Annotated in this window: 23 protein-coding genes; 12 read left to right on the top strand and 11 right to left on the bottom strand. The window is 71.7% G+C overall.

The window, feature by feature from the left end:
- The first annotated feature begins 74 nt into the window (after positions 1-74).
- Together ACH4VX_RS16390 and ACH4VX_RS16385 are read left to right on the top strand one after the other, a co-directional pair.
- Positions 75-716, top strand: a complete 642-nt coding sequence (locus ACH4VX_RS16390) for a TetR/AcrR family transcriptional regulator (protein ID WP_398368078.1) — start codon at positions 75-77, stop codon at positions 714-716.
- A gap of 128 nt (positions 717-844) precedes the next feature.
- Entirely contained in the window at positions 845-2,395 is a 1,551-nt protein-coding gene (locus ACH4VX_RS16385) for an MFS transporter (RefSeq protein WP_398368077.1), read from the top strand.
- A gap of 88 nt (positions 2,396-2,483) precedes the next feature.
- On the opposite strand, the gene ACH4VX_RS16380 is transcribed toward ACH4VX_RS16385, so the two are convergent.
- Positions 2,484-3,005 (bottom strand): MarR family winged helix-turn-helix transcriptional regulator, encoded by a 522-nt coding sequence (locus ACH4VX_RS16380; protein ID WP_398368076.1) that lies wholly within the window; start codon positions 3,003-3,005, stop codon positions 2,484-2,486.
- Positions 3,006-3,151: 146 nt separating this feature from the next.
- Here ACH4VX_RS16380 and ACH4VX_RS16375 point away from each other — a divergent pair, with 146 nt between their 5' ends.
- Positions 3,152-3,913, top strand: coding sequence for a dioxygenase (locus ACH4VX_RS16375; RefSeq protein ID WP_398368178.1), 762 nt, complete (start codon positions 3,152-3,154; stop codon positions 3,911-3,913).
- A 21-nt stretch (positions 3,914-3,934) separates the two neighbouring features.
- On the opposite strand, the gene ACH4VX_RS16370 is transcribed toward ACH4VX_RS16375, so the two are convergent.
- On the bottom strand, positions 3,935-4,453 hold the full coding sequence (locus ACH4VX_RS16370) for a GNAT family N-acetyltransferase (protein WP_398368075.1): 519 nt from the start codon (positions 4,451-4,453) through the stop codon (positions 3,935-3,937).
- A 193-nt stretch (positions 4,454-4,646) separates the two neighbouring features.
- On the opposite strand from ACH4VX_RS16370, the gene ACH4VX_RS16365 reads away from it, so the two are divergent.
- Both ACH4VX_RS16365 and ACH4VX_RS16360 read left to right on the top strand, forming a co-directional pair.
- Positions 4,647-5,645 (top strand): RNA polymerase sigma factor RpoD/SigA, encoded by a 999-nt coding sequence (locus ACH4VX_RS16365; protein WP_398368074.1) that lies wholly within the window; start codon positions 4,647-4,649, stop codon positions 5,643-5,645.
- Positions 5,646-6,326: 681 nt separating this feature from the next.
- Complete coding sequence (locus tag ACH4VX_RS16360) at positions 6,327-7,031, top strand: TetR/AcrR family transcriptional regulator (protein ID WP_398368073.1); 705 nt, start codon at positions 6,327-6,329, stop codon at positions 7,029-7,031.
- Between the two features lie 120 nt (positions 7,032-7,151).
- Here ACH4VX_RS16360 and ACH4VX_RS16355 read toward each other — a convergent pair whose 3' ends face one another.
- The gene (locus ACH4VX_RS16355; protein WP_398368072.1) at positions 7,152-8,123 is read right to left on the bottom strand and encodes a helix-turn-helix transcriptional regulator; all 972 of its coding nucleotides are present in this window, start codon (positions 8,121-8,123) and stop codon (positions 7,152-7,154) included.
- Between the two features lie 63 nt (positions 8,124-8,186).
- Between ACH4VX_RS16355 and ACH4VX_RS16350 the strand changes: the two genes are divergently transcribed.
- The 5 genes from ACH4VX_RS16350 (at position 8,187) to ACH4VX_RS16330 (ending at position 14,108) form a co-directional block, all read left to right on the top strand.
- A complete protein-coding gene (locus tag ACH4VX_RS16350) occupies positions 8,187-9,701 on the top strand; it encodes an MFS transporter (RefSeq protein WP_398368071.1) in 1,515 nt (504 codons plus the stop codon).
- 199 nt (positions 9,702-9,900) lie between these two features.
- Positions 9,901-10,662, top strand: a complete 762-nt coding sequence (locus ACH4VX_RS16345; RefSeq protein ID WP_398368070.1) for a DeoR/GlpR family DNA-binding transcription regulator — start codon at positions 9,901-9,903, stop codon at positions 10,660-10,662.
- Complete coding sequence (gene pfkB / locus ACH4VX_RS16340) at positions 10,659-11,606, top strand: 1-phosphofructokinase (RefSeq protein WP_398368069.1); 948 nt, start codon at positions 10,659-10,661, stop codon at positions 11,604-11,606. Before ACH4VX_RS16345 ends, pfkB begins: the two co-directional genes overlap by 4 nt.
- Positions 11,607-11,688: 82 nt before the next feature.
- Positions 11,689-13,707 (top strand): fructose-specific PTS transporter subunit EIIC, encoded by a 2,019-nt coding sequence (locus ACH4VX_RS16335; protein ID WP_398368068.1) that lies wholly within the window; start codon positions 11,689-11,691, stop codon positions 13,705-13,707.
- Positions 13,708-13,823: 116 nt separating this feature from the next.
- A complete protein-coding gene (locus ACH4VX_RS16330; protein ID WP_398368067.1) occupies positions 13,824-14,108 on the top strand; it encodes a hypothetical protein in 285 nt (94 codons plus the stop codon).
- A gap of 21 nt (positions 14,109-14,129) precedes the next feature.
- Here the strand turns inward: ACH4VX_RS16330 and ACH4VX_RS16325 are convergent, their stop codons facing one another.
- Positions 14,130-14,876, bottom strand: a complete 747-nt coding sequence (locus ACH4VX_RS16325; RefSeq protein WP_398368066.1) for a DUF6227 family protein — start codon at positions 14,874-14,876, stop codon at positions 14,130-14,132.
- Between the two features lie 196 nt (positions 14,877-15,072).
- A complete protein-coding gene (locus ACH4VX_RS16320; RefSeq protein ID WP_398368065.1) occupies positions 15,073-16,101 on the bottom strand; it encodes a P1 family peptidase in 1,029 nt (342 codons plus the stop codon).
- Between the two features lie 43 nt (positions 16,102-16,144).
- Here ACH4VX_RS16320 and ACH4VX_RS16315 point away from each other — a divergent pair, with 43 nt between their 5' ends.
- Positions 16,145-16,321, top strand: a complete 177-nt coding sequence (locus tag ACH4VX_RS16315; RefSeq protein ID WP_390820596.1) for a hypothetical protein — start codon at positions 16,145-16,147, stop codon at positions 16,319-16,321.
- 22 nt (positions 16,322-16,343) lie between these two features.
- On the opposite strand, the gene mscL is transcribed toward ACH4VX_RS16315, so the two are convergent.
- The 6 genes from mscL to ACH4VX_RS16285 form a co-directional block, all read right to left on the bottom strand.
- A complete protein-coding gene (mscL, locus tag ACH4VX_RS16310; protein WP_398368064.1) occupies positions 16,344-16,814 on the bottom strand; it encodes a large conductance mechanosensitive channel protein MscL in 471 nt (156 codons plus the stop codon).
- A 162-nt stretch (positions 16,815-16,976) separates the two neighbouring features.
- Complete coding sequence (locus ACH4VX_RS16305) at positions 16,977-17,498, bottom strand: hypothetical protein (RefSeq protein WP_398368177.1); 522 nt, start codon at positions 17,496-17,498, stop codon at positions 16,977-16,979.
- Positions 17,499-17,729: 231 nt separating this feature from the next.
- Positions 17,730-18,572, bottom strand: a complete 843-nt coding sequence (locus ACH4VX_RS16300) for an S-methyl-5'-thioadenosine phosphorylase (RefSeq protein ID WP_398368063.1) — start codon at positions 18,570-18,572, stop codon at positions 17,730-17,732.
- Positions 18,573-18,650: 78 nt separating this feature from the next.
- Positions 18,651-18,965, bottom strand: a complete 315-nt coding sequence (locus tag ACH4VX_RS16295; protein ID WP_398368062.1) for an FmdB family zinc ribbon protein — start codon at positions 18,963-18,965, stop codon at positions 18,651-18,653.
- A gap of 67 nt (positions 18,966-19,032) precedes the next feature.
- Positions 19,033-20,319, bottom strand: coding sequence for an MFS transporter (locus ACH4VX_RS16290; protein WP_398368061.1), 1,287 nt, complete (start codon positions 20,317-20,319; stop codon positions 19,033-19,035).
- A gap of 223 nt (positions 20,320-20,542) precedes the next feature.
- Entirely contained in the window at positions 20,543-22,078 is a 1,536-nt protein-coding gene (locus ACH4VX_RS16285) for a potassium/proton antiporter (RefSeq protein ID WP_398368060.1), read from the bottom strand.
- A 237-nt stretch (positions 22,079-22,315) separates the two neighbouring features.
- Here ACH4VX_RS16285 and ACH4VX_RS16280 point away from each other — a divergent pair, with 237 nt between their 5' ends.
- Complete coding sequence (locus ACH4VX_RS16280) at positions 22,316-25,147, top strand: penicillin acylase family protein (protein WP_398368059.1); 2,832 nt, start codon at positions 22,316-22,318, stop codon at positions 25,145-25,147.
- Positions 25,148-25,226: the final 79 nt, after the last annotated feature.

The following is a 25,226-nucleotide window of genomic DNA, read 5'->3' as shown; positions in this document are numbered from 1 at the left end:
CGCGCGAAACGGGGAAACGATCCCCGGATCGCCGAGAGGCGCAAGGCAGAGCCACAACGACCTGGGAGTACATCGTGCAGACCGCCACCCCCGTACCGCGCAAGGCGCCCCGGCCCCGCGCCGACGCCCTGCGCAACCGGGAGCGGATCGTCACCGCCGCCCGGGAGATGTTCGTCGAGTTCGGGCCCGAGGTGCCGCTCGACGACGTCGCCCGCCGGGCCGGCGTCGGCAATGCCACGGTGTACCGCAACTTCCCCGACCGCGACGCGCTGGTGCGCGAGGTCGTCTGCTCCGTGATGGACCGTACGGTGCGGGCGGCCGAGCAGGCGCTCAGTGAGACCGGGGACGCCTTCGAGGCACTGGAGCGCTTCGCGCACACGGCTGCCGACGAGCGGATCAGCGCGCTGTGCCCGATGGTCTCCAGCACCTTCGACCAGCACCACCCCGACCTGGAGGACGCACGCCGGCGCGCCGAGAGCCTCGTCGCGCAGCTGATGGACCGCGCCAAGGCGGCCGGTCAGCTCCGTACCGACGTGGAGTACGGCGATCTGATGGTGGGCGTCGCCCAGCTGAGCCGGCCCCCGGCCGGCACCGGCTGTATGAACGCCGACCGCTTCGTCCACCGCCATCTGCAGCTGTTCCTGGACGGGATGCGGGCCCCGGCCCCGACCGTCCTGCCGGGTTCGGCCGTGACCGTGGAGGATCTGCGCTGCTGAGCGATCTCTGACGCGAACAGGATTCCCGCACCAGCGGCCGTCCCCAGGACGAGTCGTTCCCTGACGACACCGATTTTTCCTTACATCTTTCTAAATTTCCGTCACACACTCCCGAAGTGGGTACCCCCATGTCTCAAACAGCCTCAGCGGCCGGAAAGGCCCGGAGCGCCCTGGGCGTCCCGGACGCCAACCGCTGGAAAGCGCTCGTCTTCATCGCGCTCGCCCAGCTGATGGTCGTCCTGGACGCCACCATCGTGAACATCGCCCTGCCCTCCGCCCAGCAGGACCTGGGCATCTCGGACGGCAACCGCCAGTGGGTGGTCACCGCCTACGCCCTCGCCTTCGGCGGACTGCTGCTGTTCGGCGGCCGGATAGCCGACCTGTGGGGGCGCAAGCGGGCCTTCGTGCTCGGTCTGGGCGGTTTCGCGCTGGCCTCCGCGCTCGGTGGCGCGGCCACCAACGAGGCCATGATGTTCGGCGCCCGTGCCCTCCAGGGTGTGTTCGGCGCGCTGCTCGCGCCCGCCGCGCTGTCCCTGCTCGCGGTGATGTTCACCGACGGCAAGGAGCGCGCCAAGGCGTTCGGCATCTACGGCGCGATCGCCGGTGGCGGTGGTGCCGTGGGCCTGATCCTCGGCGGTTTCCTCACCGAGTACATGGACTGGCGCTGGACGTTCTTCGTGAACATCCCGTTCGCCGTGGTCGCCGCGGCCGGCGCGTACTTCGTCATCCGTGAGCCCGAGGGCGGCCGCAACCGGTCCCCGCTCGACATCCCCGGTGTGGTGCTGTCCACCGTCGGCCTGGTCGCGCTGGTCTACGGCTTCACCCGCGCGGAGTCCGAGGGCTGGAGCGACTCCGTGACGATCGGCATGTTCGTCGCCTCCGCCGTGCTGCTCGCCGCCTTCGTGGCCGTCGAGGCCAAGGTCAAGGCGCCGCTGCTGCCGCTGCGCGTGGTCACCGAGCGCAACCGCGGCGGGATCTACCTCTCGCTGGGCCTGGCGATCATCGCGATGTTCGGCCTGTTCCTCTTCCTGACCTACTACCTGCAGGTCGTGAAGGGCTACTCGCCGGTCAAGACCGGTTTCGCCTTCCTGCCGATGATCGCGGGCATGATCACGGGCTCCACCCAGATCGGCACCCGGCTGATGACCCGGGTCGCACCCCGGCTGCTGATGGGCCCCGGCTTCCTGGTCGCCGCGCTCGGCATGCTCTTCCTGACCCAGCTGGAGATCGACTCCTCCTACGCGGCCGTCCTGCTGCCCGGCATGCTGCTGCTCGGTCTGGGCATGGGCACGGCGTTCATGCCGGCCATGTCGCTGGCCACGCTGGGCGTCGAGCCGCGTGACTCCGGTGTCGCCTCCGCGATGGTCAACACCTCGCAGCAGGTGGGCGGCGCCATCGGTACGGCCCTGCTGAACACGATCGCGGCCTCGGCCACCACGTCCTACGTCGCCGACCACATCGGCGGTGCCACGAACCGGTCCCAGCAGCAGCTGGTCCAGCTCCAGGGGCAGGTGCAGGGCTACACCAGCGCGATCTGGTTCGCCGTCGGGATCCTGGTTGCGGCCTCGGCCATCGCCATGACCCTGATCAACGCCGGCCGGCCGGGCGGCACCGCGGTCGCCGGGTCCGCCGACGCGGCCGTCGAGGACGAGATGGCCGTGCCGGTGGCCATGCACTGACGGTCCGTCCGTCCCTCACCACCCGTACGGAAGAGGAGGGGACGCCTCCTCCGTACGGCTTCCCGGACCTGCCCCGGCTCCCGCCTCGTCAGCGGAGCCAGGGCAGGTCCGCGCCCGCTCCGCTCGGCTGAAGTCCCTCGGCGACGATCCGCATGATCTCGCCGAGGGACTTCTGCTGTTCCGGGGTGAGCCGGTCGAACACGGCCTGGCGTACGGCGTCGACATGGCCGGGGGCGTGCCGGCTCAGCACCTCCATGCCCTCGTCCGTCAGTACGGCGAACTGGCCCCGCTTGTCGGAGGGGCAGTCCTCACGGCGTACCCAGCCGCTCTTCTCCAGGCGCGCGACGGCGTGCGAGAGGCGGGAGCGGGTGATCTTCGCGGACATCGCCAGTTCCGTCATCCGCAGCCGGCGGTGCGGGGACTCGGCGAGCTTGACCAGCAGGCCGTAGTAGACGTGCGGCATTCCCGCGTCGCGCTGGAGCTGACGGTCGAGGTGGTCCTCCAGGAGGGTGGCGGCCTCGATGTAGGAGCGCCAGACGCGCTGTTCCTCGTCGGTGAGCCAGCGGGGTTCGCCGGCGGACGCCGATGATGCTGCGGGTGCCGTGTTCATGTACTCCACTGTACGGCCGCTCTTCTTGAATGTTAAACAAACTCGGCGTAGGGTCGACAGTGCAAGTTGAGAGTTCAAGTAAATCTCGAGTCGACGCCCCGCCGTCGAAGGGAGCCGCCGTCATGACCGCCGCCACCCGGGAGCGCATGCCCGCGCTCTACCTCAGCCACGGTGCCCCGCCCCTGGCCGACGACCCCGTCTGGCCCGGCGAACTGGCCGCCTGGTCGGCCGGACTGCCCCGCCCGAAGGCGATCCTGGTCGTCTCCGCCCACTGGGAGGAGGCCCCGCTCGCCCTCGGCGCCACCGAGACCGTCCCCCTGGTCTACGACTTCTGGGGCTTCCCCGAGCACTACTACCAGGTCACCTACAGCGCCCCCGGCGCCCCCGCGCTCGCCGACTCGGTGCGAGGGCTGCTGCGCGCACCCGGCATGCCCGTCCAGGACGTCCCCGACCGGGGCCTGGACCACGGCGCCTACGTCCCGCTGGTCGAGATGTACCCCGAGGCCGACATCCCGGTGCTCCAGGTCTCCATGCCGACGCTGGACCCGGTGAGGCTCATGCAGATCGGGCGGAGGCTCGCGCCGCTGCGCGACGAGGGCGTACTGATCGTCGGCTCCGGGTTCTTCACCCACAACCTCGCCGCACTGCGGCAGGGCGGCATCCCCGCCTGGTCGACGGAGTTCGACGCCTGGGGCCGGGAGGCCCTGGAGACGGGTGACGTGGACGCGCTGCTCGACTTCACCCGCAAGTCCCCGGCCGGCCTGCTCGCCCACCCGCGCACCGAGCACTTCGCCCCGCTCTTCGTGACCATGGGCGCCGCGGACGCCGCCGGGGAGCTCGGGGAACAGAAGTCCGTGATCGACGGGTTCTGGCTGGGGCTGGCCAAACGGTCGGTGCAGTTCGGCTGACGGCGACGGGGCGGGGCGGGGCTACAGCTCCTTCTCGTACCAGGCCACGTCCCACCAGCGGCCGAACTTGCGGCCCACCTCCCGGTACGTGCCGACGTGCCGGAAGCCGAAACGCTCGTGCAGTCGCGCCGAGGCGTCGTTCGGCCGGGCGACGCCGGCGTAGGCGCGGTGCAGGTCCTCACCCGCCAGGGCCTCGAAGAGGGCCTTGTAGAGGAGTGTGCCGATGCCGCGCCGGCCGGCGTCGGGGGCGACGTAGACCGTCGTCTCCACCGAGGTCGCGTAGGCGGGCTTGGGGCGGAAGGGGCTGGAGGTGGCGTACCCCAGGATCCGCCGCGAACCGGCGCCCGTGGCAACCATCAGGCGGTACGGGCCGTCTACAGGGTGGGAGAGCAGCCAAGGGCGGCGCTCCTCCGGAGTGAAGGTCTCCGTATCGAATGTGATCGCCGTCTCACGCACGTAGTGGTTGTACAGGTCGGTGAGGGCCGTCAGGTCACCCTCGGTGCCCGGCCTGACCTGGATCTCTTCGTCCTCCGACGGCATAGGGCCTCCTCGCGTGGCCCGACAGGGTACTGCATGATCAGAAAAAACGGGGGACGGGTTGGGAATTCTGTCCGGATTCCAGTCGTTGTTTCCATTGGATGCAGGGCACTCGACCAGAGTCCGGAGGGACCTGAGAGACGTGTTGAGCGTCCGTAGAACCACCCGCTGACCTCATCATCGCAAGGGAGCACGCATGGCAACCCGCGCCGTCGCCCGTCGTCAGTCCGCCACCGGCGAGACGGCCGACTCGGCACGCAGTGTCCGCGCCCACAGCGGCGAGATCGCCGACCGCGACCTGGTCGGTATGTACCTGGACGAGATCGCGCGCACGCCGCTGCTCGACGCCGCCAAGGAGGTCGAGCTGTCCCAGATCATCGAAGCGGGTGTGTTCGCGCGACAGATCCTCGACGGCGTCGAGGAGAACAAGGCCGGAGCCACCCCCGAGGAGCTCCATGCCCTGTACGACGCCAGTGAGCGGGCCAAGGACGTCTTCATCCGCTCCAACCTGCGCCTGGTCGTCGCGGTGGCACGCCGTTACCCCCGCAGCGGTCTGCCGCTGCTCGACCTGATCCAGGAGGGCAACGCCGGCCTGGTCCGCGCGGTCGAGAAGTTCGACTACCGCAAGGGCTTCAAGTTCTCGACGTACGCGACCTGGTGGATCCGTCAGGCCATCACCCGGTCGATAGCCGACCAGTCGCGCACCATCCGTCTGCCCGTCCACCTGGTGGAGGAGCTGGGCCGGATACGGCGCGTGCAGCGCGAGTTCAACCGCGAGCACGGCCGTGACCCGGAGCCCGCGGAGATCGCCGCCGAGCTCGGCTCCACGCCGGAGCGCGTCGTCGACGTGCTCGACTGGGCCCGTGACCCGGTCTCGCTGAACATGCCGGTGGACAACGAGGGCGAGACCCAGTTCGGCGACCTGCTGGAGGACACCTCGGCGGAGTCGCCGGAGCAGTCGGTGCTGACGCTGCTGCGCAGCGAGGAACTGGACGACCTGATCGGCCGCCTCGACCAGCGCACGGCCTCCATCATCAAGATGCGGTACGGCATCGAGGACGGCCGCGAGCGCACGCTGACCGAGGTCGGCAAGGAGCACGGCCTGACCCGCGAGCGCATCCGCCAGATCGAGAAGCACGCACTGCTGGAGCTGAAGAAGCTGGCCCGCGACACCGGCTTCGACGCGGCGGCGTGAGGGCCCGGGTGGGAGCGTCGGCGTGAGAACCGGGTCCGGCGCGGCGGCGTGAGGCCGGACCGGACGCGGTGGCGTGAGGCCCGTGCGGGGCGGCGGCGCGGTGGCCGGAACGGCGGCGCGGCAGCCAGTCCCTGGTCCCGAGCGTGGCGGCGTGACGCCCGTACGGGGCGCGGTGGCGTGATACCCGTGCGGCGCGGTGGCGTGATACCCGTGCGGCGCGGCGGCGTGATGCCCGTGCGGCGCGGTAGCGTGACGGTCGGGTCGCCGGAGGTGAACGCGGTGGTGCGACCGCCGGGTCGGCGCGGTGGTGCCGGTGCGGCCGCGCGGAGTCCGGGGGAGTGACGAGGGCCGTGCAGACTCCGGACGCGTACGCCGGGTGGCGAAAGACCGCGCAAAACATGGCCGTTCCCCGCCGCTTCAACCCACTGAGCCCTGGGAACAAGAATTCCAGGCCTAGGAGTTCGAACTTCGGGCCCCTGAGATCCTGGACCCACCGAGCCACGTCCCGACGCACCACCCCCCCGGCGCCGGGACTTCCCCAAGCCGGGTTCGGCGCCCTCCCCCCGGGCGCCGGGCCCGGCTTCCTCGTGCGTGCCGCCGGTCGGCGGGTCACCCCGAACCTGAACCCCGGGGTGGCCCGCCAGATGGCAGATTGTGTCACATGGGCATAGCCTGCCGGTCGTGAGCAGCACCACCCCGACGTCGTCCCCTCCGCCTCCCGCGGTCTCACTGACCGAACGGCGCAAGGCCGAGACCCGTATGGAGATCGCCCGCGCGGCGGCCGGCCTCTTCGTCCGGCAGGGCCCACGGGCCACCCGTGCCGAGGACATCGCCCAGGCGGCCGGCATCGCCCCGCGCACCTTCTACCGGTACTTCGCCAGCAAGGAGGAGGCCATCGGCCCGCTCTACGCGATGGGTGCCCAGCGCTGGGTGGCGGCGGTGCGCGCCGCCCCCGTCGGCGTGCCCCTGCCGCAGGTCCTGGAGGACGCCGTGCGTCACACGCTCACCCCCGGCCTCGGAGTGTCGGCGGCCTCCTGGGACTGGGCGCGCACCCTGATCCGGCTGGCCGAGGCGAACCCCGCCCTGCGCCGGGTGTGGGCCGAGGCGTGCCGGGCGTCGGAGCGGAGTCTGGCGGAGGCGCTGGCGGAGCGGCTGACGGCCGCTCACGTCCCGTACGACGCCGACAACGTTGCCGCCCGCACCCGGCTGTGCTTCACCGCCGCCGTCGCGAGCGCGGCCGTGCGTACGGCCGTGGAGAGCTGGGCGGCCGGCGACGACCCCTCCGAGGGCCCCCGGGGCCCGGCCGAGCTGGCGGTCGCCAACCTCGCGGCGCTACGGGACTTCGCGTGGGGGGACTTGACGCACGACCCTTTCCGGAGGGCCTGAAGCCGGGGCGCGGGTCCTTTTCGGAGGGATCGAGCCGGGTCACGGGCCGTTCCCGGAGAGCCTGACGCCAGTTCACGACCCTCCTCCGGGAAGCCTGACGCCACGCCACGCCACGCCACGTCACTTCGCGCCGCCCGCCGCCCGGCTCATCCGTGCCCCCAACTTCCTTACTTCCTCCACCAGTTCCACGGGTTCCTGCACCGTGAACTCGTGCCCCAGCATCGCCAGCCGTACCGCCATCCAGTCCTTGGCGTCGCTCACCGTCGCGCGCAGCCGGCAACTGCCCTCGTCCAGAGGCTCGGGCGGGCCCAGCCAGCCCGGCAGGCGGGCCGCGACCGCCTCGGCCGGTGCGGCGAAGGTGACGACCATCTCGTACGACTCCCGCGCCCGGTGCATGGAGCGGCGCAGAAACTCCGCCGCGCTCCCGGTCGGCAGCTCCCTCGGGGTGAACCGCGCGCCCGTCGCGAAGGGGTCGCTCACCCGGTCGACGCGGAACGTCCGCCAGTCCGCGCGGTCGAGGTCGTACGCCACCAGGTACCAGCGCCGCCCGGTCGACACCAGCCGGTACGGCTCCGTCACACGCCGGGACGCGGTGCCGTCGGCGGCCCGGTAGGCGAACCGCAGCCGCTCGTGCCCGGCCACCGTGGAGGCCATGACGATGAGCGTCTCGGGCGCGATCGTCGCACCGTCGCCGCTGGTCAGCGGGGTGGTCGCGGCCTGCAGCGTGCTGACCCGGTGGCGCAGTCTGCGGGGCAGCACCTGCTCCAGTTTCGCCAGTGCCCGCACGGACGCCTCGTCCACACCCTCCAGCGCGTGCCCGGCACCGGCCCGCAGCCCGACCGCGATGGCCACCGCCTCCTCGTCGTCCAGCACCAGCGGGGGCATCGCCTTCCCGGCGACGAGCCGGTAGCCGCCGTCCGCGCCGAGGGTCGCCTGTACGGGATAACCGAGCTCGCGCAGCCGGTCGATGTCCCGGCGCACGGTGCGCCGGGAGACCCTGAGCCGGTCGGCCAGCTCGCCGCCGGGCCATTCGCGGGGCGTCTGGAGGAGGGAGAGGAGCTGAAGGAGCCGGGCCGGTGTGTCCGTCGTCATGAGAACGAGGATGCCGCAGAACTAGGACCTGATCCGACCTACTTCGGGAATAGTCTCCGGGACATGAACTCCACCGACACCCCGCACGCACCGCGGCCCGTCACGGGCGACCGTCGCCGCTGGTTCGCGCTGGCGATCGTGATGACCGCCGCCTTCATGGACCTCGTCGACGTCACGATCGTCAACATCGCGATCCCGTCGATCCAGCGCGACGAGGGCGCGACCTTCAGTCAGATCCAGTGGATCACCGCCGGTTACGCGCTGGCCTTCGCCGCCGGGCTCGTCACCGGCGGCCGGCTCGGCGACATCCACGGCCGCAAGCGGGTCTTCCTCGTCGGTATCGGTGGTTTCACCCTCGCCTCCGCGCTGTGCGGCTTCGCCGTGAACCCGGAGATGCTGGTCGCCTCCCGCCTCCTGCAGGGCGCCATGGCGGCGCTGATGGTGCCGCAGGTGCTGTCGATCGTGCACGCGACCTTCCCGCCGCACGAGCGCGGCAAGGTGTTCGGGCTGTTCGGCGCGATCGTCGGTCTGGGCGCGGTGTCCGGGCCGCTGCTCGGCGCGCTGCTGACCGAGTGGAACCTGTTCGGCCTGGAATGGCGGCCGATCTTCCTGATCAACCTGCCGGTCGGCATCGCGGGCCTGATCCTCGGCAGCCGCTTCATCACCGAGTCGAAGGCGCCGCGCGCCCTGAAGCTGGACCTGGTGGGCGTCGCGCTGGTCACGCTCGGTCTGCTGATGCTGCTCTACCCGCTGACCCGTGGCCGTGAGCTGGGCTGGCCGCTGTGGGGGTACGTGTCGATGGCCGGCGCGCTGGTGGTCTTCGGGGCGCTGGTGGCGTACGAGCGGGTCAAGGGCGCGCGGGACGGTTCCCCGCTGATCGAGCTGTCGCTGTTCCGGGTGAAGAGCTTCGCGGCGGGCATCGCGGTGCAGACGGTGTTCGGGGTCGGCCTCGGCATCTTCTTCCTGGTCTGGACGCTGTACATGCAGGTCGGCCTGGGCTGGAGCGCGCTGCGGGCCGGGCTGACCGGGGTGCCGTTCTCCCTCGCGGTCTCCGCGGCGGCCGGGATGTCGGTGCAGCTGCTGGTGCCGCGCTACGGGCGCAAGGTGCTCCAGGCGGGCGCGCTGGTGATGGCGGCCGGGGTGCTGACCTACCTGTGGGAGGCCGAGCGGTACGGCCTGTCCATCACCTCCTGGCAGATGGCGCTCCCGCTGGTGGTCATGGGCGTCGGCATGGGTCTGATCGTGGCCCCGCTGACGGACGCGGTGCTGTCCGAGGTGCCGCGCGAGCACGCCGGGTCGGCGTCGGGGCTGATCAACACCGTGCAGCAGATGGGGAACGCGCTGGGGCTCGGCCTGGTGTCGGTGGTGTTCTTCGGGGTGATCGACGAGCGGCTCGCCCCGGCCGAGGTGGGCCCGGCCTACGCGGACGGTTTCCGGCACGCGCTGGGCTGGGTGGCCGCGGTGCTGGGCGTGATCTTCCTGCTGATGTTCGCCCTGCCCAAGCGCCCCGCCCAGCACGTGGAGGGGGCGGGAGAGGCTCCCGTGACGGTGGAGAAGGAGCGGGAGCTCGTGGCCTGAGCGGACCCGCGGGAAGGGCCCGGCACCTCATCGGGGTGCCGGGCCCTTGGCATGTGTATGTGCGGATGCGGATGCGGGCATGAACGGAAGCCCGTTCATGCCCGTTCATGCCCATGTCCGTTTACTTTCTGGGTGTCCGGGCGTATTCTGCGAGAGAAACCACACGTTCGGGCACGAATGGACTCGGAGGCAGATCGGCATGTACGCACCGGAACGCCAGCGGGAGATCCTGCGGCTCGCCCGCGACGGCGGCCGGGTGGACGTGGTCTCGCTGGCCGAGGAGTTCCAGGTGACCGCCGAGACCATCCGCCGGGACCTGAAGGCCCTGGATCGCGCCGGCCTGGTCCGCAGGGTGCACGGCGGGGCCATCCCGGCCGGACGCCTCGACTTCGAGCCGGACCTCGCCGAGCGGGAGACGACCGCGGCCGACGAGAAGGACCGCATCGCCAGGGCCGCCCTCGCCGAGCTCCCGGCCGACGGCACGCTGATCGTGGACGCCGGTTCGACGGCCGCGCGGCTCGCCGGCACCCTGCCGGTGGAGCTCTCGCTCACCGTCGTCACCCACAGCCTGCCCATCGCGGCCCGCCTCGCCGACCACCCCGGCATCCAGCTCCATCTCGTCGGAGGGCGCGTACGGCACCGTACGCGCGCCGCCGTGGACGCCTGGGCGCTGCGCGCGTACGCCGAGATCCGCGCGGACGTCCTGTTCGTGGCCGCCAACGGGTTCTCCGCCGAACACGGGCTGACCACGCCCGACCTCGCCGAGGCCGCCGTGAAGCGCGCGGCCATGGCAGCCGCCCGCCGCGTGGTGCTGCTCGCCGACTCCTCCAAGCACGGCCAGGAGCACTTCGCCCGCTTCGGTGACCTGGGCGACGTGGACCTGCTGATCACCGACAGCGGGCTCAGCCCGGACGACGCCGCCGCGATCGAGCGCGGCGGCACGGAAGTAGTACGCGCATGATCCTCACCGTCACCCCCAACCCGTCGCTGGACCGCACCTACGAGGTCCCCTCACTGGACCGCGGCGAGGTCGTCCGGGCCACCGGCGAACGCGTCGACCCCGGCGGCAAGGGCGTCAACGTCTCCCGCGCCGTCGCCGCGGCGGGCCGGCGCACGGTCGCCGTACTGCCCCTGGGCGGTGCACCGGGCGCGCTGGTCGCCGACCTGCTCGACGCGCAGGGCATCGAGGTCGCTCCGGTCCCGGTCGCCGGCGTCACCCGCTCCAACATCGCGCTCGCCGAGGCGGACGGCGTCCTCACGAAGATCAACGCACCGGGTCCGGAACTGACGGCGGCCGAACAGGAACTGCTGCTGGACACCGTGCGCCGCCAGGCCCCGGGCGCCGACTGGATCGCCTGCTGCGGCAGCCTGCCGCGCGGACTCGCCCCCTCCTGGTACGCCGAACTGGTCGCCCGGGTGCATGCCGCCGGCGTACGCATCGCCCTGGACACCTCCGGACCGGCGCTGCTCGCGGCCCTGCGTGAGCGGCCCGACGTGGTGAAGCCGAACGCGGGGGAGCTCGCCGAGGCCGTGGGGTGGCCCCTGGTCACCGTGGGCGACGCGCTGAAGGCGGCGGAGGAGCTGCGGGGGATGGGCGCCCGGGCCGTCCTCGCGAGCCTCGGCGCCGACGGGCAGCTGCTCGTGGACGACGACGGCGCCTGGTTCGGCACCGCCGCGGTGGACGCCGTCCGCAGCAACGTGGGCGCGGGCGACTCCTCGCTGGCCGGATTCCTCGTCGCCGGCGGGCGCGGCTCCGAGGCGCTCGCCTCCGCCGTCGCCCACGGCGCGGCAGCCGTCCAGCTCCCCGGCAGCGTGATGCCGACCCCGGCGGACCTGGACCCGGCCGTGGTGACCGTCACGGCCGCAGTACCCGCCGACCGCGTACTGCGGGAGCCGGTGTCATGAACCGTCCCCTCCCCCTCCTCACCCCCGTCCCCCCTTTCGCCCACCCCGCTGCACGGGCGATACGCGTGCGAAGGAGCCCGCGATGAGTGACATGATCACCGCGGAACTGGTCGATCTCGACCTGTCCGCCGGTACCAAGGAGGCGGCGGCGCGCGCCCTCGCCGAGCGCATGGTGGCCCTGGGCCGGGTGACCGACCTGGACGGCTTCCTCGCCGACGTCGCCGCGCGCGAGGCGCAGATGCCGACCGGCCTCGACGGCGGCATCGGCATCCCGCACTGCCGCAGTGAGCACGTCACCGAGCCCACGCTCGCCTTCGGACGCAGTGCCGCCGGGATCGACTTCGGCGCGGCCGACGGGCCCGCCGACCTGATCTTCCTGATCGCCGCCCCGGCCGGCGCCGACGACGCCCATCTGACGATCCTGTCGTCGCTGGCCCGGCAGCTGATGAACGCCGGGTTCACCGATGCCCTCCGGTCGGTGGGGGACGCGGGGGCGGCGGCCGCGCTGATCCGGGGTGAAGAGGACGGCTCCGAGGACTCCGTGGCGGCACCGGCGGCGGCCTCCGCCGGCGCCGCCACGGTCATCACCGGCCCCGAGGAGGACCGCCCCTTCCGGGTCGTCGCCGTCACCTCCTGCCCCACCGGCATCGCCCACACCTACATGGCCGCCGAGTCGCTGGAGAACGCCGGCCGGGAGGCGGGCGTCGAGATCGTCGTCGAGACCCAGGGCTCGGCGGGCTTCACCCGGCTGGACCCGGCCGTGATCGCGTCGGCGGACGGTGTGATCTTCGCCCACGACGTCCCCGTACGGGAGAAGGACCGCTTCGCCGGCAAGCCCACCGTCGACACCGGCGTCAAGGCGGCCATCAACCGCCCCGCCGACCTGATCACCGAGGTGAGAGGCAGGGCGGAACGCGGCGAGGTCACCGCTGCCGCGTCCGGCGGTACGCCCGTCGAGCGCGGCGGCGACAGCGGCGAGGGCTACGGCACCAAGCTGCGCAAGTGGCTGATGTCCGGAGTCAGCTACATGGTGCCGTTCGTCGCGGCCGGCGGTCTGCTCATCGCCCTCGGCTTCGCGATCGGCGGCTACGAGATCAACGAGGCGCCCTCGGTGATGGACCACTTCGTGTGGACCCAGGCCGACAGCTGGGGCGCCCTGCTCTTCCAGATCGGAGGCGTCGCCTTCGGCTTCCTCGTCCCGGTCCTGGCCGGATACATCGCCTACGGCATGGCCGACCGGCCCGGCCTGGTGCCCGGCTTCGTCGGCGGCGCGATCTCGCTCACCATCAACGCCGGGTTCCTCGGCGGTCTCGCGGCCGGTCTGATCGCCGGTGGTGTGGTGATCGCGATCCAGAAGGTGCGGATCCCGGCGGCGCTGCGCGGCATCATGCCGGTGGTGGTGATCCCGCTGATCTCCGCGGCGGTCGTCGGCTTCCTGATGTTCGTCGTCATCGGCAAGCCCATCGCCGAGGCCCAGAAGGGCATGACCGACTGGCTGAACGGCCTCACCGGCACCAACGCCGTCCTGCTCGGCGCCCTCCTCGGCCTGATGATGTGCTTCGACCTCGGCGGACCCGTCAACAAGGTCGCCTACACCTTCGCCACCGCCGGGATCGCCGTCGCGAGTCCCAGCGACTCCGCGATGAAGATCATGGCCGCGGTCATGGCCGCCGGCATGGTGCCGCCGCTCGCGATGGCCCTCGCCACCACGGTCCGCGGCAAGCTCTTCAACCGCACCGAACGCGAGAACGGCAAGGCCGCCTGGGTTCTGGGCGCCTCCTTCATCACCGAGGGCGCGATCCCGTTCGCCGCCGCCGACCCGCTGCGGGTGATCCCCGCCTCGATGGTGGGCGGCGCGGTCACCGGCGCTCTGTCGATGACCTTCGGTGCCACCCTGCGCGCCCCGCACGGCGGCATCTTCGTCGTCCCGCTGATCGGCAACCCGTTCCTCTACCTGGTCGCCATCGCCGCGGGCGTGTGCGTCACGGCGGCCCTGGTGATCGTCCTCAAGGGTCTGCGCAAGCCGGCCCCGCTCACCACGGGCACGGGCGAGGGCACATCGGTGTCACCGGCGGAGACCAAGCAGCCGGTGGCCGCGTAGAGTTACGGCGATGCGTCCGTTTGGGTAGGTGTGGGCGGTTCATGCCTACTGCGATATAGATCACGATCATCACGATCCGGGGCCGGAACCCCGGATCGTGGTGTGTACTGGGCCGCATGCCTGAGTACACGACACTCTCGCGGACGACGGGCGCCACCGTCCTCACCCTGGTGGCCGTGGCCTGCGCGGCGGGTCTGGCCGACGCACTGCGGCGCCGACGCGGGCGGATGCGCGAGCGCACCCCGGGGCACCCGGAGGCCACCCCGCGGCACGCGCCCCACGGCGTCCCGGTGATCCCACGCCAGCAGCGGACCGGTCCTCACGTGGAAGCCGTACGGCTCACCCCGGCGGAGCGCGACGCGTTCACCGTGCTGGTACGGCGCTTCAGCGAGGGAGACTGAGCCGCGGCCCCGGCCGCCGGGTCAGAAGACCTGCGCCGCCCGGCGCTCCATCGCCTCCCGCGCCGCGTCCTCGCTGACGTACACCTCGCACATGTGCCGTCCGTCCGGCGTGACCGTGTGCTCGACCTCCCACACGGACATCTCCGCACCGTCACCCAGCAGGAACGCGTGCTCGTAGAGCGAGAAGGACAGTCCCGGACGCCCCGTGCGGGACGGGCGGCCGAAGGCCTGTGTGATCCGGTGCGCGCACGCCGTGGCCAGCAGCGCGGCCGTCTCCGCGCCCGGCCGGTCCGTGTTCTCCGCCCGGCGCAGTAAGCGCCGCGCGTGATCCGCGGAACCGTCCGGGACGTACAGGTGCCGCAGAGTGGGGGGCGGCAACAGCTGCACCGTCACCGGCAGCTCGAAGTCCGGCGTGTCCGGCGGTAACGGCAGCCGGTCCGTGGCCGTCCGCAGCTCCTCCTCGTCCACGTACACCTCGTGCTGCGGCTCGTCTCCCGGCGCCGTGTTGTGCACGAGCTCCCAGAGCGTCAGCGCCGAACCGTCGGCGAGCAGCCAGGTGTGCCGGTACGTCTCCCGGTGCAGACCCGCACTGTGGTGCGCGGAGTGCAGCGAACCGTCGTGCGCCAGCGCGCAGTCCAGCCGCCGGATCGTCTCGTCCGGCAGCTCGAAGGAGTTCAGGGCACGGCCGAGGAGGCGCGTGAGGTGCTCCTCCGGAGACTCGGGCGAGTCGGATGGTTCGTACGCTGCCGTCTCGTACGGAACGCTCAAGGTTTCTCCCGGCGTCGCTGCATGTCACCTTGTGGGTGCATACCGTAGCCCCTCGGCCGGACATCATGTCCGGGAACCGAGAAAACGTATGGCCGAAAAACGAGCGGGGCACGCGAGAAGTTCCCGACACCGCCCGGACGTACGTCAATTGTTCCTGATCAAACGGTACTTCGGCAGCCGATCGACGCCCTCTTTTTCAACGCCCGCCGTACAGTTCCCCGTACGACGGCCACGAACCGCCCGGACCGTCCACCGGGCCGGCGGCGCGGACCGCTCGTACGATCGCGCGGGTCACCAGGTCCGCGCCCGCCGCGAGCACCTCGTTCAGGGCCAGGGGGTTCGCCGCGTCCAGCGGGCGGGTGCCCGTGGCCAGGGTGAAGACGGTGTCGCCGTCGCTGAGCAGATGGACCGGCCGTACGGCCCGCGCGATGCCGTCGTGCGCCGTGCCGGCCAGCTTCTGCGCCTGCGCCTTGGACAGGCCGGCGTCGGTGGCGACCACCGCGAGCGTGGTGTTCAGCGGCGGAGCCGCGTTCCGCTCCGTCACCTCCGCGAGCCGCCGCAGCGCGGCCTCGTGCACCTCCGGCTCCGGATAACGCACCCGGCCCTGGAACAACTCCCCGTACAGCACCCCCGTCTCCGGATCCACCGCCGACCCCGCCGCGTTGGCCACCACCAGCGCGGCCACCGTGATGCCCGACTCCAGCACCGTGCTCGCGGTGCCGATCCCGCCCTTCACCTGCCCGACCACCGCGCCCGTACCGGCGCCCACGCACCCCTGCGGCACCGGCGCGCCCTTCCCGCCCGCCGCCGCGGCCTCGACCGCGGCACGGCCGGTGGCCGCGTCCGGCCGGGCCCGGAAGTCACCGCCCCGGCCCAGGTCGAAGACACAGGCCGCCGGCACCACCGGCACCACATGCGCGGGATCCGGCCCGACGCGTACCCCGCGCCCTCGCTCCTCCAGCCAGGCCATCACCCCGGACGCCGCGTCGAGCCCGTACGCGCTGCCCCCGGTCAGCACGACCGCCTCGACCCTCCCCACCAGGTTGCGCGGATCGAGCGCGTCGGTCTCCTTCGTGCCGGGTCCGCCGCCGCGCACATCCACCGCGGCCACGGCCCCGCCCTCGGGCGCGAGCACGACCGTGGTGCCCGTGAGCCATCCGTCGCCGCTACGCGTCGCGTGCCCCACGCGCACGCCGGCCACATCCGTCAGAGCGTCAGCTGTCATGGGGCCAGTACTGCCCGGTCAGGGGCGGCCGTACCCTGGACGTATGAGCACCGCCCCCGATCCCCGCCCGAGTGAGCCCAAGCCGGCGCTGGTCTTCGACGACCCGCTGGACCAGCGGTCCTCGGACGACACGGACCGCGGCTGGGGCGAGCGCCCGTCCGGCGACAGCGCGGCCGATCTGAAGCGCTTCCTCGACGAGAAGCCGCCCCACCACCTCTGAACCGCCCGTCGGCGGGCCGCCGCTACCGCTCGCCGTGCCCCGTGCCGCGCTGCGCGACGAGGGTGTCGCGGATCTCCTTGAGCACCTCCAGCTCGGTGATCTCGATGACCTCGTGCGTGCCTTCCTTCGCCTTCCGGCGGGCCTCCACCCGGGCCAGGTACTTCGCCATGGGCAGCACCATCAGGAAGTAGACGACCCCCGCGGTGATCAGGAACTGCAGCGTCGCCCCGAGGACCGAGCCCCACAGGATCCTGACGCCGGTCGCGGCATCCCCGGCACCCTCGCAGGGGCCCTTCAGACACGAGCTGTAGCTGTCCAGGTCCTTCGTGCCGAAGGCCCCCACCAGCGGATTGATGACGCCCTTCACGACCGTGTTGACGATGTTGGTGAAGGCGGCGCCGATGACCACCGCCACGGCCAGATCGACGACGTTGCCACGCATCAGGAAGGCCTTGAAGCCCTGCAGGACGCTCGTCTTCTCCTGGTCGCTCACTTCGAGGCCTCACTTCTCGTGCATCTCGTGCGTAGGGTGCGGAAGAAAGCGCTCCGCAACCTACGTCACGCCTGTGCGGACCTGTCCAATCGGGCCGCTCGGCGAAAGGGCCCCATGCGCGGGCAAGGGCGAGGGCATGGGCAAGGGCCGGAGAAGCACCGGTCAGCACATCGTCACCGCCAACCGTGCCGTGGCGCTCGTGCCGGCCAGGCCGGCCGCGGTGGAACGCGGCACCGACAGCACCACCAGCGCCCCGCCGTCGCCCGCTCCGTCCGCCGGTTCCGGCACCTCGGTCACCCGTGCCCCGCGCGCGACCACGCGGGCCTCGCCTCCGGACACCGTCTCCTCGGCGGCGATCACGTCCACCCGGTCGCCCGGCCGCAGCAGTCGTACCGTGGCCGCGTCGGCGATCCGCACCGCCACCGTGACCGCCGCACCCGCGCCCCGCGCCCGTACGGCACGGTTCCCGGGGGACACCGAGGCGGCCCGGGCCGCCGGGGACCCGTCGGGACGGCCGCGGGACCGGTCCGAGTCCCGCGGCCCCGCCGCCACCAGCGCCGCCGCCGTGACCGCGAGGCCGAGCGCCATGGCCCGCCTCCGGTGCCGTACGAGCCCGCCCGGGAGCGGCAGGGCGCCACGTACCCGCACCGGGGCGAAGTGCGGCACCTCGCAGGGGGGAGGGATCTCAGGGCTGGGCGGGTGGGGGAGAGCGGCGCTGGGCGGGTGGGGGAGAGCGGGGGAGGGGGAGCGGAGTGAGGAGGGAGGACGAGACACGGGTACCACCACCTGGGACGAGGGACCGGCTTGCGACTCCCACGATGAGGCCTCGCGCCGCGCCCCGCCGGGCCCTGTGGACGTACCACGGCCCTGTGGAGAACCCGCCCACCCGAACGGGACGTTCCGCTCCGCGAGCGGTTACGGCAGAGCGAATCCCGGGTTCATCCCGCCCAGCGCCGACGTGCACGGACAGTCCCGCTCCCCCGTCGTCGGCAGCGCGGCCACCGCGTCGAAGAGCACGCCCCGCAGCCGGTCCACGTTGGCGGCGAACACCCGCAGCACCTCGTCGTGGGAGACGCCCTCACCGGTCTCGGCGCCGGCGTCCAGGTCGGTGACCAGGGTCAGGGAGGTGTAGCAGAGTTCCATCTCACGGGCGAGCGCCGCCTCGGGGTGGCCGGTCATGCCCACCACCGACCAGCCCTGCGCCTGGTGCCACAACGACTCGGCGCGGGTGGAGAAACGCGGCCCCTCGACCACGACCAGCGTGCCGCCGTCCACCGGCTCCCAGTCCCGGCCCCGTGCCGCCTTCAGCGCGGCGGCCCGCCCGGTGGGGCAGTAGGGGTCGGCCAGCGACACATGGACCACGTTCGGCACCGTGCCGTCGGGCAGCGGCAGCCCGTCGAAGTAGGTGTTCGCCCGGGACTTCGTACGGTCCACGAGCTGGTCCGGCACCAGCAGCGTGCCCGGCCCGTGCTCGGGCCGCAGGCCGCCGACCGCGCACGGTCCGAGGACCTGGCGCACGCCGACCGACCTCAGCGCCCACAGGTTGGCCCGGTAGTTGATGCGGTGCGGCGGCAGATGGTGGCCGCGTCCGTGCCGGGGCAGGAAGGCGACCCGCCGGCCGGCCACCTCGCCGAGGAAGAGGGAGTCGCTGGGCGCCCCGTACGGGGTGTCCACCTGGACCTCGGTCACGTCGTCGAGGAAGGAGTAGAAACCGGAGCCGCCGATCACGCCGATCCCGGCCTTCGCCATGTTCACCATGCCCCGCACCCTAACGGCACCCGGAAACGCCGAGGACCCCGTCGTCCGATGACGACAGGGTCCCGTAAGGAAGAGGCCTTACGCGGCGGTGGTGCTGGTGGAGCTGCCCGAACCGGACGAGCCGGACGACGAGCTCGAACCCGAGTCCGAGGAGGAGGACGCGGGAGAGGGGGACGTGGTGGGCTTTGACGACGCCGGCGAGCTGCTCGACGAGGAGCCGCGGCTGTCGTTGCGGTAGAACCCGGAGCCCTTGAAGACGATGCCGACCGCCGAGAACACCTTCTTCAGGCGGCCCTTGCAGTTGGGGCACTCGGTCAGGGCGTCGTCGCTGAACTTCTGCACCGCCTCGAGGCCCTCGCCGCACTCGGTGCACTGGTACTGGTAGGTCGGCACTGTCTTCCTCCTGGCACTCTCACTCGATGAGTGCTAACGACGGTCCATAGTGACGTATCTCGTCGGTTCAGTCCACTGCGACGGGCTCGCGGTGACCCACGCCACGTGCGACGGTGCGCCCGCGCGGGCTCGCGGTCAGCCGCGACCGCAGCGCCAGCAGCGTCACGAGGGCCGGCACCGTACCGGCCAGCGGCACCAGGAAACCGGCGCCGCCCCAGAGATGGTCCTCCAGCTGCCCCGCGACCGTGACGGCAGCCGCCTGGCCGAGCGCGACGGCGCCGGTCAGCCAGGTGAAGGCCTCGGTGCGGGCACCCGCCGGGACCAGGTCCTCCACCAGCGTGTAGCCGGTGATCAGGGCCGGTGCGATGCACATGCCGACCAGGAGGCCGAGCCCGGCCAGCAGCAGTGCCGAGTGGGCGGTCCAGAGGGCGGACGCGGTCAGCGCGAGCGCCGCGTAACCGATCACCAGGCGCCGCTGCGGGGCGGCCTTCCAGGCGATCGCGCCGCAGGCGATGCCGGAGAGCATGTTGCCCGCGGCGAAGACGCCGTAGAGGACGCCGTTCAGTCCGGGCTCGCCGATCGACTCGGTGAACGCGGCCAGCGAGACCTGCATGCCGCCGAAGACGGAACCGATGCCCAGGAAGGCCACGATCAGCACGCGCACACCGGGGACGCGCAGCGCGGAAACGTGCTCCACGCGCGCGTGCCCGTCGCGGCCCGTCGCGGGCTGCGTGCCCTTCTGCGCGGCGAACAGCAGACCGCCGACCAGCGTCAGCGAGGCCTCGGTGAGCAGGCCTGCGGCCGGGTCGACGGCCGTGCACAGGGCCGTGGCCAGCAGGGGTCCGACGACGAAGGTGAACTCGTCGGTGACGGACTCGAAGGCCGCCGCGGTGGCCATCAGCGGGGAGCCCTTGAGCCGCACGCCCCAGCGGGCCCGCACCATGGGCCCGATCTGCGGCACCGAGGCACCCGTGGGCACGGCGGCGGCGAACAGCGCCCACAGGGGCGCGTGGGTCAGCGCCAGCGCGGTGAGGGCCAGTCCGGCCGCCGTGTGCACCAGGACGCCGGGCACGAGGACGGCGCGCTGTCCGTGACGGTCGGCGAGACGGCCGCTGTAGGGGGCGAACAGCGCCATGGAGACGCCGGTGACGGCCGCGACGGCGCCGGCCGCGCCGTACGAGCCGGTGGTGTGCTGCACCAGCAGCACGATGGAGAGGGTGAGCATCGCGAACGGCTGGCGGGCCGCGAAGCCGGGGAGCAGGAACGTCCACGCGCCGCGTGTGCGCAGCAGCCGGCCGTATCCCGGTCGGGAGGTGGCCGCCGAGTCCTTCGACGTGGTGACCGTGGATGCCACGGCCCGTGCCTTTCTGCCACCTGGTAGCGGCCCGCGCGGTCGTGCGGGCACACCGAGAGCTGTCCTCTTGCGCTGACTGCGGTAGATGCCGGCGCCACAGCTCAGGGCGTTCCGGCCGCCATACGGTCGCGCCAGCTCTGCGTCAGGCAGAGTTGGTTCGATATGGGGGTCGTCTGCATCGTACAGGGATCACGTGAGGGTCGCTGTGAGGTCGGGCACGCCGTCAGCGCCCCGCCTGTGATCCGTCGGCGGTGCCCAGCCAGCCGGCCAGCTTGCCGCCCCGGCCGACCACGCGCAGGCGCCGTTCGGCGGCGTCCCGTACCGGGTCCGTGGCGACGACGAGCAGCTCGTCCCCGCGGCGCAGCACCGTCGACGGCAGCGGCACGAAGGACGTGCCGTCGCGCACGACGAGGGTGACGGCGGCCCCGGCCGGCAGTCGCAGTTCGGCGACCTCCACGCCGTGCATCCTCGACCCGGCCGGGATGGCGACCGACAGCAGGTGTCCGCGCAGCCGCTCCAGGGGCGCCGACTCGATGCCGAGGTCGGCGGCGGAGTCCGCGCCCAGGCGCAGCTTGCGGGCCAGCCAGGGCAGCGTCGGACCCTGGATGAGGGTGTAGACGACGACCAGGACGAAGACGATGTTGAAGATCCGCTCGCTCCCGGCGACACCCTGCACCATCGGGATCGTCGCCAGGATGATGGGCACGGCGCCGCGCAGTCCCGCCCATGACATCAGCGTCTGTTCCTGCCAGGGCACCCGGAACGGCAGCAGGCAGACGACGACGCTCAGCGGGCGGGCCACCATGGTGAGCGCCAGCCCGATGACCAGCGCGGGCACGATGTCGTCGCCCAGTTCGTGCGGGGTGACGAGCAGGCCGAGCAGGACGAACATGCCGATCTGGGCGAGCCAGCCGAGCCCTTCGGCGAAGCCGCGTGTGGCGGGCCAGTGCGGCAGTTTGGCGTTGCCCAGCACCATCGAGGCGAGGTAGACGGCGAGGAAGCCGCTGCCGTGGGCGATGGCGCCGGCCGCGTAGGCGGCGACGGCGATGGCCATGACGGCGATCGGGTAGAGGCCGGAGGCGGGCAGCGCCACGTGCCGCAGCCCCCAGGCGCCCAGCCAGCCCACCGCGAGCCCGATGGCGGCGCCGATGGCCAGCTCCAGCACTATCTCGCCGACCAGGACGTACCAGTGCTCGACCGGTCCGGCCGAGGAGAAGGCGACGACCAGGATGACGACGGGCGCGTCGTTGAAGCCGGACTCCGCCTCCAGTGCGCCCGTCACCCGCGCGGGGAGCGGTATCTTCCGCAGCACCGAGAAGACGGCCGCCGCGTCGGTCGACGACACCACCGCCCCGATGATCAGTGCCTGCCGCCACTCCAGCCCGACCAGGAAGTGCGCGGCCGACGCCGTGACGCCGACGCTCACCGCGACGCCGGCCAGCGCGAGCGCGGAGGCGGCGGGCAGGATGGGTCTGACTTCCGTCCACTTCGTGCCCAGACCGCCCTCGGCCAGGATCACGACCAGGGCCGCGTATCCGATGACCTGGGTCAGCTCAGCGTTGTCGAAGTGGATGTCGCCGACGCCGTCCTGGCCCATGGCGATGCCGATGCCGAGATAGACGAGCAGGCTGGGGAGCCCGCTGCGCGAGGAGATCCGGACCGCTGCGACGGCGACGAGCAGGACGATCGAGCAGACGAGCAGAAGCTGGTTGAGGTGGTGGACAGTCAGCGGCCGTTCCCTTCCCTGACCCAAGCGCACTCGCGCGTGAGCTCACGTACATCGCATGCGATCCACCGCTTTCGCGGCAAACTACTTCGTTACCTTACCTAACTCTTGACGCGTTCTTGACGCTCCGGAGGGCAAGATCGAACGTCCGTCCGGGCTGGTTCCCCACTCCGCGTCAAGTGCCGCGGGGCCCTGCGCCTATCGTTGCTCCAGCGCTCAGTTAAAAGCACAGCCCGACCTGCCGCTCGCGTTAGGACAGCAAGGACAGCGATGCCCACCGACACCACCGCCTCCACGGGTCAGCAACACGGCAAGTCCGGCAGGAAGAAAGGGCGCAAAGCCCGTCTGATCGTGCTCGTCCTGGTGCTGGCCCTGATCGGCGGTGTCGCCTACGGGGGGTACTGGTCGGTCAGCACCGTGCGCGCCTCCTTCCCGCAGACCAAGGGCTCGATCACGCTCCAGGGCCTGTCGGGGACCGTCGACGTCAAACGCGACGGCCACGGCATCCCGCAGATCTACGCCTCCTCCGACGAGGACCTGTTCATGGCGCAGGGCTACGTCCAGGCGCAGGACCGGTTCTACGAGATGGACGTGCGCCGGCACATGACCTCCGGGCGCCTGTCGGAGATGTTCGGCGAGGGCCAGGTCGACAACGACGAGTTCCTGCGCACCCTGGGCTGGGACCGGGTCGCGAAGGAGGAGTACGACAAGAAGCTCTCCCCCGCCACGAAGAAGTACCTCCAGGCGTACGCCAAGGGCGTCAACGCCTACCTGGAGGGCAAGGAGGGCGAGGAGATCTCCCTGGAGTACGCGGCCCTCGGCTTCGAGAACGACTACGAGCCGGGGGAGTGGACCCCGGTCGACTCCGTGGCCTGGCTGAAGGCGATGGCCTGGGACCTGCGCGGCAACATGCAGGACGAGATCGACCGCGCGCTGATGACCAGCCGCCTCGGCCCGAAGGAGATCGCCGACCTGTACCCGGCGTACCCGTACAGCCGGAACAAGCCGGTGGTCCAGGAGGGCCAGTACAACCAGCTCACCGGGGCGTACGAGCAGGGCGAGGGCACGGGCGGCACGGGGACCGGTACAGGCACCGGCACGGGCACCGGTACAGGCACCGGCACGGGCACGGGGACCGGTACAGGCACCGGTACAGGCACCGGCACGGGCACGGGGACCGGTACAGGCACCGGCACCGGCGGTTCCACCTTGGAGAGCCAGCTGACCGGCCTTCAGGAGGTCCTGCAGGACCTCCCCACCGCCGTCGGCGTCAACGGCGACGGCATCGGCTCCAACTCCTGGGTGGTCGCGGGCGAGCACACCATCACCGGCAAGCCGCTGCTCGCCAACGACCCGCACCTTTCGGCCTCACTGCCGTCCGTCTGGTACCAGATGGGCCTGCACTGCCGCAGCGTCTCCGCCAAGTGCCGGTACGACGTGACCGGCTACACCTTCGCGGGCATGCCGGGCGTGATAATCGGCCACAACCAGGACATCGCCTGGGGCCTGACCAACTCCGGCGTCGACGTCACCGACCTCTACCTGGAGAAGATCACCGGCGACGGCTACCAGTACGACGGCAAGGTGGTGCCGTTCAAGACGCGCGAGGAGACCATCAAGGTCGCCGGCGGCAAGGCGCAGAAGATCGTCGTACGGGAGACCAACAACGGCCCCCTGCTCTCCGACCGTTCCGACGACCTGGTGAAGACCGGCAAGAAGGCCACCGTCGACAGCGCCGCCCCCGACCGGGGCGACGGCTACGGCGTCGCGCTGCGCTGGACCGCCCTGGACGCCGGCCGCACCATGGACTCCGTCTTCGCGATCAACCGCGCGAAGGACTGGGACGACTTCCGCGAGGCCGCCGCCCTGTTCGAGGTGCCCTCGCAGAACCTCGTCTACGCGGACACCGAGGGCAGCATCGGCTACACGCTCCCCGGAAAGATCCCCACCCGCGCGGAGAACCACGACGGCTCCATCCCCGCCCCCGGCTGGGACGCCGACTACGAGTGGACCGGCTGGATCGAGCAGGAGGCGCTGCCCTACGAGTACAACCCGGACCGCGGCTACATCGTCACCGCCAACCAGGCCGTCGTCGACGAGGACTACCCGTACACGCTGACCACCGACTGGGGTTACGGCGCCCGCAGCCAGCGGATCACCGAGCTGATCAAGTCGAAGATCAAGGACGACGGCAAGATCTCCACCGACGACATGCGGCAGATGCAGCTCGACAACTCCAGCACCATCGCCAAGCTGCTGGTGCCGCACCTGCTCAAGATCGACACCGAGGACGAGGACGTCCGCGAGGCGCAGAAGCTGCTGGAGGGCTGGGACTACACCCAGGACGCCGACTCGGCGGCCGCCGCCTACTTCAACTCCGTGTGGCGCAACATCCTCAAGCTCGCCTTCGGCCACAAGCTGCCCAAGGAGCTGCGGGTCAAGGGCCAGTGCCTGTGGGTCGACCCGGTCAACACCACCGGGCCCGCCGACGAGGCGGACAAGGTCCGCGAGTGCGGTCAGCGGGACACCGACCAGGCACAGCCCGACGGCGGCGACCGCTGGTTCGAGGTGGTCCGCAAGCTGATGGACAAGGAGGACAGCGACTGGTGGAAGGCCCCCAAGTCGGGCACCCGCCCCGCCGCGGACGATCGTGACGGCCTGTTCAAGCGCGCCCTGATCGACGCCCGCTGGGAGCTGACCGCCAAGCTCGGCAAGGACATCGACACCTGGAGCTGGGGCCGGCTGCACCGCCTGTTCCTGAACAACCAGACGCTCGGTACCGAGGGCCCGGACTTCCTGCAGTACCTCCTCAACCGCGGCCCGTGGAAGCTCGGCGGCGGCGAGGCCACCGTCAACGCGACCGGCTGGAACGCCGCCGGTGGCTACGGGGTCGTGTGGGTGCCGTCCATGCGGATGGTGGTCAACCTGGGCGACCTCGACAAGTCGCGGTGGATCAACCTCACCGGCGCCTCCGGGCACGCCTACAGCGCCCACTACGTCGACCAGACGGACAAGTGGGCCGAGGGCGAGCTGCTGGAGTGGTCGTACTCGGAGAAGGCGGTCGAGGACGGCACCAGCGACACCCTGCTGCTGAAGCCCTGACCCCGGTCCCCGCCGTCGGAAGCGGCCGCCACGCGCGCGTGGCGGCCGCTTCCGCGTGTGCGGGGGCTCGACAGAACCG

It is taken from the genome of Streptomyces sp. NPDC020731, from assembly GCF_044334705.1.
GTDB lineage: Bacteria > Actinomycetota > Actinomycetes > Streptomycetales > Streptomycetaceae > Streptomyces.
Note: the sequence above shows the minus strand (reverse complement) of the source record. Positions and strands in the feature narration are given on the sequence as shown.